We start from the raw sequence: 14,684 nt of genomic DNA, 5'->3' as shown, positions 1-14,684 counted from the left end.
CAATATTAATAACGCCAAAATTTAGGGTGAAACAACACTGCGACAGTCAGTATTTCCAAGCGCCCTAATAACATTCCTAGTGCCAATGCCCATTTTGCTACGTCAGGAAGTGGAGCAAAGTTTCCTGCTGGGCCAATAATAGGACCAAGGCCTGGTCCGACGTTGGTGACCGCAGTAATCGCTCCTGTAAAGCTGGTCATTGGGTCTAACCCTGTCAGTACTAATGTAATTGAAAGCACTAATATCACGATAACCATCAGCATAAAAAACGCCATGATTGAGCGGACAATATCATCACGAATACGATGGCCATTGTATTTGTCTTTAAACACCCCGTTAGGATGAAACTGTTGTTTAATTTGTTGACGCATAATTGAGAATGCGATTTGGAAACGAAATATTTTTATCCCACCAGATGTTGAGCCAGAACAACTGCCAATAAACATTAGAAATAGAAATATCACACTGGCGAAAGCCCCCCAAGATTGATAGTCCGTTAACCCATAACCTGTGGTAGTGATAACCGAAATGACATTGAAGCTGGCTAATCTTAATGCATCTAAAAAGTCTATTTGCTGGTGTTGCCAAAGCCAAAAGGCTAACGAAAATGACACCAGTAACACAAAGCGTAAAAATCCTTTTACCTGTTGATCATTCCATAAGCGTAAGCTGCGTTGCTGTATGGTTTGTACAAACATCAATAACGGCAATCCGCCTGCCAACATAAACACGATACTCACCCAATGAGCCGAATGTGAAAAGATGGCCATTGATTTATCTGAGGTTGAGTATCCTCCGGTCGATAATGTTGTCATTGCATGATTGATTGCCTCAAACCAGTGCATGCCAGCAAGGTGATAAGAATATGCACATAGCATTGTTAATGCCGCATAAATCAAGAATAAGTGTTTAGCCATATGCTGGGTGCGGGGGATCGTTTTGTCACTCCAATCAGAGGATTCGGTCCTAAATAAGCGCATACCCCCCACATTCAAAAACGGTAGGATTGCCACGGCCATGACAATAAAGCCTATGCCGCCAAGCCATTGTAATAATGAACGCCAGACTAAAATACTATGGTCCATATTATCTAAACCAGATAAAACCGTTGAACCTGTGGTGGTAATGCCTGACATAGTTTCAAAAAAAGCGTCGGTATAATTAATACCGTGATAAAGCGTGAAGGGTAAGGCTGCAAATAAGCTGACCACAAACCAAGTTACACTTGTCAGCATAAACATGTCGCGGATGTTGAGGTTGAAATGATGGTGTCGGCCATTTTGAATACACAGAATGGCGATAAAGCCGGTAAACAACCCTGAGATCATAAAGTCTCCAATGGTTTCTTCAGCATAAAACAGTGCAAAAGCCATTGGTACCAGCATAAATCCTGTTAGTATCGCCAGAAAAATACCGATAATGAAAATGATTTGTTTGAAGTTAAGCATAAGAACTTAAAAGAAAAATGCGCTAGGTTGAAATAACTTTTCTACGTCACCGATGAACTTCTTATTGACCAAGAATAAAATGACATGGTCACCCTGTTCGATTACCGTTCTATCGTGGCCCATTAACACCTCATCATTACGAACAATGGCGCCAATGGTGGTTCCTGGCGGCAGCTTGATATCACCAATTTTTTTCCCGACCACTTTTGAGGTACTCGAATCACCATGGGCGATGGCTTCAATGGCTTCTGCTGCACCACGGCGCAATGAATAAACATTACAAATATCACCTTGGCGAATATGCGTCAGCAGCGCTGAAATAGTAGCTTGTTGCGGAGAGATGGCGATATCAATGTTAGCTTCTTGTACTATATCAACATAGGCTTCACGTTGGATCAGCACCATGACTTTTTTAGCACCCATACGTTTGGCGAGTAGAGCGGACATAATATTGGCTTCATCGTCGTTAGTGACGGCGATAAACACATCGGTTTGATCTATGTGCTCTTCAAGCAATAATTCTTGGTCTGAGGCATCACCACAAAACACGGTGGTTTTTTCCAATTTTTCAGACAGTAACTCTGCGCGCTCTTGACGGTGCTCAATCAATTTAACCGAGTGAGTACGTTGTAGTTTTTGGGCAAGGCCAAAACCAATATTACCGCCACCGGCAATCATTATATTTCGGTACGAATTATCCAGTTTTTGCATCTCACTCATTACCGCGCGAATATGGCGGCTATCGGCGACGAAAAACACTTCGTCATCGGCTTCAATAATGGTGGTGCCACGCGGCATAATGGGACGACCTTGTCTAAAAATAGCCGCCACCCGGGTATCAATATTGGGCATGTGCTCACGTAATGTGGCGAGTGCGTTACCCACTAGTGGGCCACCATAATAGGCTTTAACCGCAACAAGGCTGAGTCTACCCTTCGCAAATTCAAGAACTTGAAGTGCACCAGGGTATTCGACCAATCTTTGTATGTAAGCGGTCACTAACTGTTCTGGTGCAATTAACTCGTCAATAATAAAACCGCCACGAGGTTTGGCATCTCCGCTTTTAATTTCACTGCTGATAAATAGTTTATCTTGAAGTTCCAAATAGGCTTCTGAGCGAATACGCGCAATTTTTGTCGGTGTGCCAAAAAGGCTATAAGCGATTTGGCAGGCAGACATGTTACATTCATCGCTGTTTGTTACTGCAATGAGCATGTCCGCGTCTTCTGCTCCCGCTTCTTTTAGTACACTCGGATGGGCGCCATGACCGACAACAACACGCAAATCAAATTTGTCTTGCAACAACCTTAGTCGAGCGCGATCACTGTCGACGAGTGTGATGTCGTTATTTTCACCGACCAAGTTTTCAGCTAATGTGCCGCCAACTTGTCCAGCCCCTAAAATAATAATTTTCATGGCTTGAGGTACATCCTTAAAGTGCTTTAACTAGGCGAGCGTAATAAAAGCCGTCCATATTGTCTTGTCCTGGCAAAATCTGCCAACCGATATCATCGAGATGAGTTTGTTGCTCTATCGGTACTAAACTCGCATCGGGTGTCCGTGTTAGAAATAGCTCAACTTGCTGGCTGTTTTCTTGGGGTAAAATAGAACAGGTTGCATATAATAAGCAGCCACCCGGTTTAAGCCATTGCCAGCAATGATCCAATATTTGTGTCTGTAAGTTGGCTAACTCTTCAATATCGCTATTTTTACGTAACCATTTTATATCAGGGTGACGACGAATAACGCCTGTGGCTGAGCAAGGTGCATCGAGTAATATGCGATCAAATTGCTGTCCTTGCCACCATGATGGGATATCAGCAGCATCGCCGTGAATAAGCTGCGCTTTTAAATGCAACCTGTCCAGATTTTGTTGTACTCGAGCTAGGCGTTTTTGATCAAAGTCGACTGCGACTAAATTAATATCGGGAGCAAGCTCTAGTAAATGGCAACTTTTGCCACCTGGTGCAGCACAGGCATCTAGGATCAATTCATCCGCCATTGGTGCCAGTAAGGTTGCAGCCCATTGCGCGGCGCCATCTTGAACAGAGACTGCTCCTTGCATAAAATCAGGTAAAGCGGTCACATCTTTTGCGCCTTCGAGCAATATAGCATCTTGGCTTGGGCCTGCTTGGGCGGGAATATCGTGTTGGGCTAATGCCGCTAAATAAGCATCACGTGTTTGTGATTGCTGATTATTACGCAGCCACATGGGTGGACGCTGATGGCTTTGCTCAATAATGTTTTGCCAATGGTCTGGATAAGCTTGTTGTAAGCGTTTAATAAACCAAGCTGGAGTATTAAAACGTAGGGTTTCGGAGTCGGTGTTTAAGGCGGCATCTTGGCGCTGTATAGTACGCAATACACCATTGACCACTTTTACCAAACCATCAAAACGTAACTGTCGGCAGGCTTCTGCCGTTTCAGAAATCGCGGCATGTGCCGGAATGCGAGTAAAGTAAAGCTGGTAACAACCGACAATCAACAATTGATGTAATATGCGCTGCTTTCCCTTAAACGGCTTGGCTAAGCAGTCGCTGACGCATTTGTCGAGTTGTGGCAATTGGCGCATAACGCCGTAACATAGTTCTGCTAATAGGGCTTTGTCTTTGCCATTTTGCAGGTGTTGTTGCTGATCGGGTAGCGCTACCGATAACGACATACCCTTTTCAAGTACTTCATAAATCGCTTTAGCTGCCAGTGCGCGCACATTCATGCTAGTTAGCCTCTTGGTTTAAACACACACCAGCGGTAAACCAATCACCACGAGCATTCAAAATATCGGCCACATTAAGTGGCTTTTTGTTGGGCAGTTGCATGGTCTGAATAATTAACTTGCCATCAGCGGTAGCCACTTCAATACCGAGTTTGGTTGCCGCGATAATGGTGCCCGGAGCTTCGTGACATACTTCTGCGGAATAATCAGCTTGCCAAACTTTAATGGTACTTTGATGATGCTCAAAATAGCTGACGGGCCAGGGATTAAATGCGCGGATGTCTTGCCATAATTGCTTGGCTGTTTTATGCCAATCAAGACGCGCTTCTTCTTTAGAGAGTTTTGCCGCGTAATTGGCGAGCGATTCATCTTGCTTTTGAGCCGTTAACGTCCCTTCGCTTAATCCTGCTAAAGCCTCAATTAATGCTTCAGGTCCTTGGGCTGCGAGTTTTTCATATAGACTGGCTGAGGTGTCGCTCGGTTCGATGGGTAAGCGGGTGTTAAACAGCATATCACCAGTGTCTAGGCCGATATCCATTAGCATAATGGTGACACCGGTTTCTGTGTCGCCTGCCCATAATGCTCGTTGGATAGGCGCGGCTCCACGCCAGCGCGGTAAAATTGAACCGTGAACATTAATACAACCTAAACGCGGAGTATCAAGGACTATCTTTGGTAAAATCAACCCGTAAGCAACAACAACCATGATATCGGCATTGAGGTGTGCTAATTCCGCTTGTGCCGCATCATTTCGTAATGATGCTGGTTGAAATACCGGAATGGCATGCGCTAATGCCAGTGCTTTTACTGGGCTTGCTGTAAGTTTTTTACCTCGCCCTGCGGGTCTATCGGGTTGAGTATAAGTCGCAATCACATCATGTTCAGAGTCGATGAGCGCTTGTAAATGTCTGGCAGCGAAATCCGGAGTACCGGCAAAGATAATTTTTAACGGTTTCAAATTTTTTCCTATACTTCTCTAGCATCTAAACGAGCTTCTTTTTCAAGCTTAGTTTTTATACGTTGGCGTTTTAATGGTGATAAGTAATCGACAAACAACTTACCTTTAAGGTGATCCATTTCATGCTGAATACAAACGGCAAATAACTCATCTGCTTCAATAGTGAACTCTTTACCGTGACGATCTAGGGCTTTGAGCGTGACAAATTCAGCACGGTCAACTTTGGCATAAATCCCCGGTACCGATAGGCAGCCTTCTTCATTTGCCAAGTCGCCACTACTGGCAATAATCTCAGGATTAATAAAAACGGTTGGGCGTTCTATCTCATCTTGTAAATCCATCACAATCAATTGTTGATGAAAATCCACTTGAGTAGCAGCGAGACCGATACCTTTCTCTAGGTACATCGTCTCGAGCATGTTATCAATTATAGTCTGTAATTGCGGACCAAAATCCGTCACAGGTAGCGCGATGGTGCGTAAACGTTCATCTGGAAATCGTAAAACATTAAGTAGTGGCATATATAAACTCTTCACAAGTCTGTCAAATTTCAGCCAGATAGCTATACTGGCCATTGCGATTAGGGTAATTTTAATCCTTACCGCTTATCAATAACAGCAAAAAGCTCTAATAAAGAGCTAAACAACATGGATCTCACCATGAAACGCTTACTTTTACTTGTTTTTTTATCATTAAATTTTTTTGGGGCTAACGCTGATACATTAACCCTAAAGGCGGGCCATCCTGACACGTATGTCGTTAAAAAAGGCGATACGTTGTGGGATATCTCTGGATATTTTTTGAATGACCCTTGGCGTTGGCCTAAATTGTGGGGTGTTAACCCGCAAATTGCTAATCCACATCTAATTTACCCTGGCGATAGACTGACATTAGTATTTATTGATGGTCAACCTCGTTTAGTGGTTAAGCAGCACATTCAGAAGAGTCCTGAAGGACGAGTCATATCCAAAGATGGCCCGATTCCTGCTGTTGATCTTGCCTTAATTAGACCCTATTTAGTACAAAATAGAGTTGTGGATCCTGCATGGTTATTGGAATTGCCGATTGTTATGAGCGGCGAGAGCCCATCAATTCATCATGTGGTCGATGACGTTGTCTATGTTAATGCGCAGCTTGAACAAGGCCTTAAAGTGGCAATTTATCAAACTGGACGTGAGTTTTTTGCTCCAAATAGCGGCGAATTATTAGGCCAGGAAATTATTTTAGCTTCGAGTGGGCGGGTTATTGAGTCTGGCGTTGTGTCAAAAGTTGAATTGCTCAGTAGCTTACGTGAAACCAAAGGTGGCTTTCATGTTGCCCCGGTAGAAGATGAAGCGTTAATGTCGGCTTATTTTATCCCAAAAGCGGCAGACTTAGGTGTTTCTACCTCTATTGTTGGTATAACAGGTAACATTCGTGAAGCTGGTAAGTTAGATGTCGTCTATCTTGATCGTGGTGCCAATGATGGTGTTGAGACTGGACATGTTTTTTCAATGTACCGCGATGGCGAAAACATTATTATTGATAATGAGGGTAATCCAGTTCGACCTATAGACCGTTCATCTTACGATAAAGTGCTGGCGAACTTTTCAGATGATACCGTGTATAAAATGCCAGATATTTTTCATGGTAATTTGATGGTTTTTAAAGTGTTTGATAAAACCAGTTTAGGTTTGATTATGTTCAATGAGCACCCCGTTCGAGTCGGTGATAAATTGACTAAACCAGATCCCTTGACCATTAAAGGTGAATAATTTCAGATAAACTGGTCGACTGGTTAGTTGTTTGTGCCGTATCTGGGCTAGGACCTGCTCGGATTCAACAATTATTAACTCAAATGGACGTTGAAGAAATTCGTCAACGTCTAGAGTTTGAACCTCAGGCCTTGCCTTTACCAGCAAGCCTATTGGCTAAATGTAGTATCGACTTTAATAAGGTCGAGCAAGCCCTAGCCTGGCTTGATTCGCAGTCCAATCACTATATTGTGACCCTCTCTGATCCACTTTATCCGCCATTACTTGCACAAATTAGCGATCCACCACAGGTATTATTTGTTAAAGGGTCGATAGAATCTCTTGTGTTACCGAGTATTGCAATGGTGGGAAGCCGTAATGCCTCTCGAGGCGGCTTAGATATAACGGCAGAACTCGCTTATCATTTAGCTCACCAAGGCTTTTCAATTACCAGCGGCATGGCTGCTGGTATTGATGGTGCAGCCCATAAAGCGACTCTGGCTGCTAATGGAACGACCATAGCAGTATTGGGCAGCGGGGTTGAGTGCATTTACCCTAAGCGTCATCAAAACTTGTATCATGACATTATCAATACAGGCTGTGTAATCAGTGAATATTGGCCAAGTATAGGGCCTTTTTCTGGTAACTTCCCTCGGCGTAACCGTATTGTCAGTGGCCTAAGCTTAGGCACTGTCGTGGTTGAGGCAAGTCGTAAAAGTGGTTCGTTAATTAGTGCTCGACTTGCAATGGAGCAAAACCGTGAAGTGTTTGCTGTACCAGGATCGGTGTTAGGGGGCTATAGTCAAGGTTGCCATGATTTAATTAAAAATGGCGCCAAACTTGTCGAGTCGGCTGTCGATATAATCGAAGAATTGGGCAGTTTATCTGATTATCACCTTGAACAATTGCATCTACGGCACCATATACGAGATAATGACATTTGTGATTTGCCATTTCCTCCGCTGTTATCTAGTGTAGGATATGAAACTACTGCGGTAGATGCAGTAGTTGAGGATAGTGGGAAACCAATAGATCTGGTGTTAATACAAATGCTTGAACTTGAGTTACAAGGGTGGGTTGCAGCAGTGCCCGGTGGTTACGTCAGACTAAAGAGGAGTTAGCCATGTTTGATATCCTCATGTATTTATTTGAAAATTATGTTCATAGTGAAATTGAGCTATTAGTTGATGAAGATGAGCTCACTAAAGAGTTAACCCGTGCGGGTTTTCATCAAGTTGATATTATAAAAGCACTTTCTTGGTTAGAGCACCTTGCTGATCTACAAGAAAGCGATAAACCTTACTTGTGTAATCACGCACAACATTCATTCCGTATTTATACCAAAGCGGAAATGGCCAAATTAGATGTTGAGTGCCGTGGTTTTTTATTGTTTTTAGAGCAGATACAAGTACTCAGTGTCGAAACCCGTGAAATGGTCATTGACCGTGTCATGGAATTAGATGAACCTACATTAGTGTTAGAAGATCTCAAATGGGTGGTATTAATGGTACTATTTAACGTGCCAGGAAATGAGTCAGCCTATGAGCAAATGGAAGATTTAATCTTCGAGCAGCCAGAAGGGCGTTTACACTCATAACAAAAAGGAGGCTTAGCCTCCTTTTTTAGGTCTACAGAAAATTATTCATTGAGAGCACCATGTCGAAAATTGATCCGCAGTTGTTTACTGTCCACGAGCATGCACTGGAGAAAGAGTTTGAACTTTGTCCTGTTTGTGGTTCTGAACTGTCGGTTAAACACAGTAAACATGGCAGCTTTGTGGGGTGTAATAACTACCCAACATGCGACTATACTCGTCCACTAGTGCAACATGAGTCGATAGAGACTCAAGTTATCAGCGGTTCAGAATGTCCGCAGTGTGGCCATGAGTTAGCGGTTAAGTCTGGTCGGTTTGGTATTTTTATTGGTTGCACTCACTACCCAGAATGTACTCATATTGAAAAACACGATCACACCAATCAAGCTGAACAGATTGTTTGCCCTCAGTGCGCCAAAGGTCATCTTGAGTCTCGGACCAGTCGTTATGGTAAAACTTTTTTTGCTTGTAGCGCCTACCCAAAATGTAAGTTTATCGTAAACTACCCTCCGTATAATGAAGCTTGCCCTGATTGTGGCTTCGGGATTTTAGTTGAACGTAAAGGTGCGGCGGGTAGCCGAGTTGAGTGTCCGCAAAAATCCTGTAAATATAAACGTGCTCTGTAGTTTTCGTTATTAATATCAATTTGATGTAAGGAAGTTTCATGTTGCAATTGCAGCCATCCGCTGTCGCTGCCGTCATAAGTCAAGGCGGAGTGATTGCTTATCCAACTGAAGCGGTGTTTGGTTTAGGCTGTGATCCTGACAACGACAGTGCTATTGAAAAATTGTTGGCTGTTAAACAGCGTCCTTGGCAAAAGGGGTTGATTTTAGTAGCCAGTTCTTTGGATCAACTTTTGCCTTACCTTGATATCACTCAACTAACTGAACCGCAGTTGCAGTTTGCGCAATCAAAGTGGCCAGGCCCCTTTACCTTTGTTATGCCTATTCAGTCCCATGTATCCAAATTACTCTGCGGTGAATTTGATTCGATTGCAGTGCGCGTATCAGCTCACCCCGTTGTGCGAGAGTTGTGCGACACCCTCAATAAACCCCTTGTATCGACAAGTGCCAATTTAGCCGGAAAGTCACCGGTCGTCGATGCACAACATATCATCACTGATTTTACTGATAAAATTGATGCATTGATTTTAGGTAAGCTGGGCGAACAACGTCAGCCATCAACCATTATTGATGCCCGCAGTGGTCAGATCCTTCGTAATGGAAGCTAATACTATGTCAAACAACCTTTCTCAAGTGCCCGACGCACAACAAGTAAAATCATTCCTGCTAGCATTACAGCAAAATATTTGTCAGCGTTTAGAGCTACTCGACGGCAAAGCCACTTTTAAAGCTGACTCATGGAAGCGTGAAGAAGGCGGCGGTGGCACTAGTCGAGTATTAACTCAAGGCAAAATCTTTGAGCAAGCTGGCGTTAACTTTTCACATGTGATGGGTGCATCTATGCCTGCATCGGCTACTGCGCATCGCCCTGAATTAGCTGGCCGTAGTTTTGAGGCGATGGGGGTGTCTTTAGTGATCCACCCCAATAACCCTTATATCCCGACGACCCATGCCAACGTACGTTTTTTTATTGCCCGTAAAGAAGGTGCGGACCCCGTGTGGTGGTTTGGTGGCGGATTTGATTTAACACCTTATTACCCCTTTAAAGAAGATGTCGTCAGCTGGCATCAAACGGCTAAAGATATTTGCCAGCCATTTGGCGATGACGTTTATCCTAAATACAAAAAATGGTGTGATGAGTATTTCTTTATACCGCATCGTAATGAAACTCGAGGTGTCGGCGGACTATTTTTTGACGATTTAAACGAACCCGGTTTTGAGCGTAGTTTTGAGTTTATGCAAGCGGTAGGAAACGGCTTTATTGAAGCTTATGCGCCAATTGTCGAGCGCAATAAAACCTTAGAATACGGTGACGATGAGCGCCAGTTCCAACTTTATCGTCGTGGCCGCTATGTCGAGTTTAACTTGGTTTATGATCGTGGCACCTTATTTGGTTTACAAACCGGCGGTCGTACAGAATCGATTTTAATGTCAATGCCGCCTCTGGTACGTTGGGAATACGCGTTCACCCCTGAAGAAGATAGTCCAGAAGCTGAGTTGTACGATATCTACTTAAAACCACAAGACTGGTTAGCTGAAGTTTAATTCCAATCGGATTCTACCTTGCCATGCTGCAATAACGAGTCATCGGTTACCCATGTTGTCTGCTAAGGTCGAAATAGCCTGAATCATCGTTTGTTGATGTTCAGGCTTTTTTATTGCGTTGTTAATCGCCGCGCGCATGAGAATGATCCTCTGATCACCATAGACTCAGCGATAACGGAGGGCATGTGTTTAGCACGTAATGCCGGATGAGTATGGGTAACTTGTCAGCAAGTGTTGAATCGCTGCATAATTCACTCGTAAATGCAGGTAAACTAGCCAAAACAAGAGTAATAATAGCGGTTGCTTTCCCAGGTGGTAGCCATGGTATTTACGCACTCCGTTTTAGTTTGGGAATGGGGTTGCCAATGGCATGAACTATGGTGATATTCTGGCTGCTGTGACGGCAAATGTGGCCGATATATTCTATTTAGATACTGGGCAGATTGCGGTTGGAAAACCGGCAGGTTTAGTCTTATGCAGAGGCGCCTCTTTGGTGTTCAGCAGTAAAGTACAAAAGATGTGGATAGCAGTAGAAAAGCAAGATACTGACAGCCGTCAAGGTAAGCTCGGTGGTTGCTATTTACAAAAAAAGCCAATGTCTGAGGTATATAGCCGCTAACATTTGATGATAGACGTCAGATGTGTCCATCGTAGGCAAATAATGCCGTTAACTAAGAGGTGAAGTAAATGACCGATAAGTATGCTGTATTTGGTAACCCGATAGCGCAAAGTAAGTCGCCATTCATACATACTGAGTTTGCCAAACAAACTCAGCAAGACTTAAGTTATGACGCTATTCTCGTCTCTGTCGATCAATTTGATTCTTCGTTAACGGCATTCTTTACCGATGGCGGTAAAGGCGCCAATGTTACCGCACCTTTTAAAGAACAAGCATTTGCCATGTGTGATGAGCTCAGTGAGATGGCTACACTCGCAGGCGCCGTCAACACGTTGTTTAATTTACCCAATGGCAAAATAGGCGGTGACAATACCGATGGCGTTGGCTTGGTGAATGACCTAGAAATGCTATTTGGCTCGTTAAAAGGTAAGCGAGTCTTATTGGTAGGTGCTGGTGGCGCGGCAAGGGGGTGTATTTTGCCTATTTTGCAGCATAATGTGGCTCAATTGGTTATCTGTAATCGGACTCACGAAAAAGCACAGCAACTCCAAGCCTTATTCAGTGAATATGGTAACTTTTTTGCTAAACCCATTGAGGAATTAGTCTCTCCGTTTGATTTAGTGATTAACTCAACCTCTGCAGGTTTATCTGGGCAGTTAATTACTCTGCCTAATGTTATCGTAGATAAAACCACTGATTGTTACGACATGACCTACAGCCAACAAACCACAGCATTTAACCAATGGGCGCAAGATCAACATGCCCGTAAAACCGCTGATGGGCTAGGCATGTTGGTTGGTCAGGCGGCAAAAAGTTTTAGTTTATGGCGCGGTGTGACTCCTGATACCGCATCTGTCATGGGAAAACTGCGTGAGTCACTGGCGCAAAAGGTAGCAGATTAATGAATCAAAGCGTGATCTTTACCGATCAGCACTATATCGAAACAAATGAAGTAAGATTTATTGCGCAGCAACAGGGGATAAATATTAATTGTTTTGCTCACTTTTCTGTTATTAGCGAGCTTTGTGATAATCAACTGGTGGATCAACATAATGCCGCCAGTTTGTTTGAACAATGTCGTTTTGACCTAGAAGACAAAGCTGAAGCGCTCATAGCACAAGAAGCCTTTAGCGATAGTGGCGACATTACTGTTATTTCATGATGTGTTTAATCAGCTGGATTGGTCGAGTTAGTTTCGCGCAGACTTGGGTGCCGACCATTTTTTGAGTCGTTTTTTGGTATACATATTGTTATCAGCTTGCTTAAAGGCACTCTCCCAATCTAGATCATATTGTGCAAATCCGTAGCTAAAATGAATGCCATGTACGCAAGCGGCGAGGTCTTGCTGCAATTGGGTGATTTGCTGCTCTAAGGTATCGATAGGGCCGCGGCATAAAGCAACAAACTCATCACCACCATAACGCGCAACCAAAAACTCAGGATGCCATAGCGCCTTTAGTGATTGTGCAATGGCTTTTAATGCATCGTCACCCGCTTGGTGTCCATACTGATCATTTAACGGTTTTAAGTTATCCATATCCAAGATGATAATATAACTGGCTAACTCTGGATTGTGTTGCCATTGTAAAATCGTGGCATCAAACTTCTTACGGTTATACAGCTCGGTTAATCCATCATAATCTGCCATGATTTCGATTTTCTTCGACTTTTGATATAACGAAATCGCATTAGCGGCTTCAGAGGTTAGAATATTAACCAAGTTAATATCGTAATCACCAAAGGCATCCATCTTGATACTGTCTAAGTTCATCATTCCATAAAGTTCACCCTCAATATGGATTGGGCTAGATAAGGTTGAGCAGATTGGTTGTATCGAAGCATGTAATAGTGCGTGTTGGTCTTCATTTGTGAGAGTGCTTTTAGCATTGATGTTCTTCATGTTGTTAATCACAACCGCCTTATCACAACGACCATTCGTCCGTCGGAACTGAAAGGTTTCTTCTAAGGTAAAGTTTATTTTTCGAAGAGCATCTATATCCAACCCCACAACCGACTCAAATTGTAATCTAGTGGTATTCTTATCAACCAGAATGATACTGCCCATTTCGGCATCATCGATAGCACTTACTGCTTTTTGCAATAGAGCGTCTAAAAAGGTTTTTTCAGAATCGTATTGACTGGATAAATTCACTAATTCATAAGTCGTATCGTTAATGTGGACAACTTGCTCTAAATGTTGCCAAAGCCGTAAAATATTTTGTTTGTGGATATAATAAGTGATGCCATAACTCAAAGCGTAAACGCCACAAATAAGCATTAGGTATAAATAGGTATTTGCATTACTAGGTATGGCGAATATGAAAATAATAACGAACAACAAGAAAGGCACAGCAAGCAATAATAGATGACTCTTAAAGTCTACATAGGCAATGTGCTTATTGTTAATGCGTCCTTTAGTTTTCACTTCAATCATCCTAATAATAAGTCGGTAATACTCTTTAGCATTAAACATCGATGCTCGACGTGCCTCAAGCCAAACTAAACTACCATCTGCGAGTCAATATAAGCTAATTATCGTCGTCAGAGTGTGTTTGAGTCCCGATGTGATAAGTAATAAACAAACTGTGATGGCCATTTATTCTGTAAATCATAGTGAGTGTATCAACGAAGATCATAAAGATATGTGTGGAATGACTTGTTTTAACAAGGCTTAAACGAAATAGACCAACATATTATTGGCCCAAATCGTTTGTATGAATAACGCTACTGTTGTAAGTCTACCAAATATTCATTTTTTAAACGGACATAATTATCAGCCGATTGTGGTAAAAATACACGTTCCGCGTCAGTTAACGGTCGAACTTGTTTACATGGGCTGCCTACATATAAGTAACCACTTTGCAAAATTTTATTGGGTGGCACGAGTGAGCCCGCGCCGACAATCACGTCATCTTCTACTATTGCACCATCAAGTAAGATAGCGCCCATACCTATTAGCACGCGATGACCAATCTTGCAGCCATGCAACATCGCCTTATGACCAATAGTCACATCATCACCAATAATTAATGGATTACCATTAGGATTAGAAGGCGATTTACGCGTTACATGCAATATACTGCCATCTTGGACATTACTGCGTTTACCAATACGGATCTTATTCACATCACCACGAGCAGCAACTAATGGCCAAATGCTGGCGTCATGGTCCAATTTTATATCGCCAACAAGTACTGCAGACTCATCAACATAGACGTTATCAGCTAAATTAGGGTGGATCCCTTGGTAAGTTCTTACATTGGTAGACATAACAATCCTTATATATTTATGGTTTCAGACAGTATAATGCTTAAAAACTAGCTGGTCAGGCTAAATTATCCGCAAACAAACCCAAAATGACAAATCACCTCAATAAAGGGCTTGCGCTAAATCTTGTATTGCCTATAATGCGCATCCACTGACACGGCAGACAGCGAAAGCAGTCACC

Annotated in this window: 16 protein-coding genes; 9 read left to right on the top strand and 7 right to left on the bottom strand. The window is 42.9% G+C overall.

The window, feature by feature from the left end:
- Positions 1-5: 5 nt before the first annotated feature.
- The 5 genes from AAEY93_RS12870 to def are packed head-to-tail and all read right to left on the bottom strand — an operon-like array spanning position 6 to position 5,643.
- Positions 6-1,448 carry a TrkH family potassium uptake protein gene (locus tag AAEY93_RS12870; RefSeq protein ID WP_124012930.1) on the bottom strand — a complete coding sequence of 481 codons (1,443 nt, stop codon included), beginning with the start codon at positions 1,446-1,448 and terminating at the stop codon, positions 6-8.
- 6 nt (positions 1,449-1,454) lie between these two features.
- A complete protein-coding gene (trkA, locus tag AAEY93_RS12865; RefSeq protein WP_101033468.1) occupies positions 1,455-2,864 on the bottom strand; it encodes a Trk system potassium transporter TrkA in 1,410 nt (469 codons plus the stop codon).
- 16 nt (positions 2,865-2,880) lie between these two features.
- Positions 2,881-4,164, bottom strand: a complete 1,284-nt coding sequence (gene rsmB / locus AAEY93_RS12860; protein WP_124012931.1) for a 16S rRNA (cytosine(967)-C(5))-methyltransferase RsmB — start codon at positions 4,162-4,164, stop codon at positions 2,881-2,883.
- A 1-nt stretch (position 4,165) separates the two neighbouring features.
- Positions 4,166-5,122: a methionyl-tRNA formyltransferase gene (fmt, locus tag AAEY93_RS12855; RefSeq protein ID WP_351077407.1), complete on the bottom strand. Its 957-nt coding sequence runs from the start codon at positions 5,120-5,122 to the stop codon at positions 4,166-4,168.
- 8 nt (positions 5,123-5,130) lie between these two features.
- Positions 5,131-5,643, bottom strand: coding sequence for a peptide deformylase (def, locus tag AAEY93_RS12850; protein WP_233768597.1), 513 nt, complete (start codon positions 5,641-5,643; stop codon positions 5,131-5,133).
- 126 nt (positions 5,644-5,769) lie between these two features.
- Here def and AAEY93_RS12845 point away from each other — a divergent pair, with 126 nt between their 5' ends.
- From AAEY93_RS12845 to AAEY93_RS12805, 9 genes are all read left to right on the top strand, one after another.
- Positions 5,770-6,876 (top strand): LysM peptidoglycan-binding domain-containing protein, encoded by a 1,107-nt coding sequence (locus tag AAEY93_RS12845; RefSeq protein WP_124012934.1) that lies wholly within the window; start codon positions 5,770-5,772, stop codon positions 6,874-6,876.
- An 83-nt stretch (positions 6,877-6,959) separates the two neighbouring features.
- On the top strand, positions 6,960-7,976 hold the full coding sequence (gene dprA / locus AAEY93_RS12840; protein ID WP_124012935.1) for a DNA-processing protein DprA: 1,017 nt from the start codon (positions 6,960-6,962) through the stop codon (positions 7,974-7,976).
- A 2-nt stretch (positions 7,977-7,978) separates the two neighbouring features.
- Positions 7,979-8,452: a DUF494 family protein gene (locus AAEY93_RS12835; protein WP_101033474.1), complete on the top strand. Its 474-nt coding sequence runs from the start codon at positions 7,979-7,981 to the stop codon at positions 8,450-8,452.
- 59 nt (positions 8,453-8,511) lie between these two features.
- A complete protein-coding gene (locus tag AAEY93_RS12830; protein ID WP_124012936.1) occupies positions 8,512-9,075 on the top strand; it encodes a DNA topoisomerase family protein in 564 nt (187 codons plus the stop codon).
- A gap of 38 nt (positions 9,076-9,113) precedes the next feature.
- A complete protein-coding gene (gene tsaC / locus AAEY93_RS12825; RefSeq protein ID WP_124012937.1) occupies positions 9,114-9,680 on the top strand; it encodes an L-threonylcarbamoyladenylate synthase type 1 TsaC in 567 nt (188 codons plus the stop codon).
- 4 nt (positions 9,681-9,684) lie between these two features.
- Positions 9,685-10,617, top strand: coding sequence for an oxygen-dependent coproporphyrinogen oxidase (gene hemF, locus AAEY93_RS12820; RefSeq protein ID WP_124012938.1), 933 nt, complete (start codon positions 9,685-9,687; stop codon positions 10,615-10,617).
- 370 nt (positions 10,618-10,987) lie between these two features.
- Positions 10,988-11,236, top strand: a complete 249-nt coding sequence (locus AAEY93_RS12815) for a hypothetical protein (RefSeq protein ID WP_351077399.1) — start codon at positions 10,988-10,990, stop codon at positions 11,234-11,236.
- 68 nt (positions 11,237-11,304) lie between these two features.
- Positions 11,305-12,138 (top strand): shikimate dehydrogenase, encoded by an 834-nt coding sequence (gene aroE, locus AAEY93_RS12810; RefSeq protein WP_351077396.1) that lies wholly within the window; start codon positions 11,305-11,307, stop codon positions 12,136-12,138.
- The gene (locus AAEY93_RS12805; RefSeq protein ID WP_351077393.1) at positions 12,138-12,398 is read left to right on the top strand and encodes a DUF1488 family protein; all 261 of its coding nucleotides are present in this window, start codon (positions 12,138-12,140) and stop codon (positions 12,396-12,398) included. Before aroE ends, AAEY93_RS12805 begins: the two co-directional genes overlap by 1 nt.
- A 27-nt stretch (positions 12,399-12,425) precedes the next feature.
- Here the strand turns inward: AAEY93_RS12805 and AAEY93_RS12800 are convergent, their stop codons facing one another.
- Positions 12,426-13,661: a sensor domain-containing diguanylate cyclase gene (locus tag AAEY93_RS12800; RefSeq protein WP_351077390.1), complete on the bottom strand. Its 1,236-nt coding sequence runs from the start codon at positions 13,659-13,661 to the stop codon at positions 12,426-12,428.
- Positions 13,662-13,960: 299 nt separating this feature from the next.
- Entirely contained in the window at positions 13,961-14,506 is a 546-nt protein-coding gene (locus AAEY93_RS12795; protein WP_101033487.1) for a gamma carbonic anhydrase family protein, read from the bottom strand.
- Positions 14,507-14,684: the final 178 nt, after the last annotated feature.

This window comes from Shewanella sp. CAL98-MNA-CIBAN-0140 (assembly GCF_040309905.1).
Lineage (GTDB): Bacteria > Pseudomonadota > Gammaproteobacteria > Enterobacterales > Shewanellaceae > Shewanella > Shewanella psychromarinicola.
Note: the sequence above shows the minus strand (reverse complement) of the source record. Positions and strands in the feature narration are given on the sequence as shown.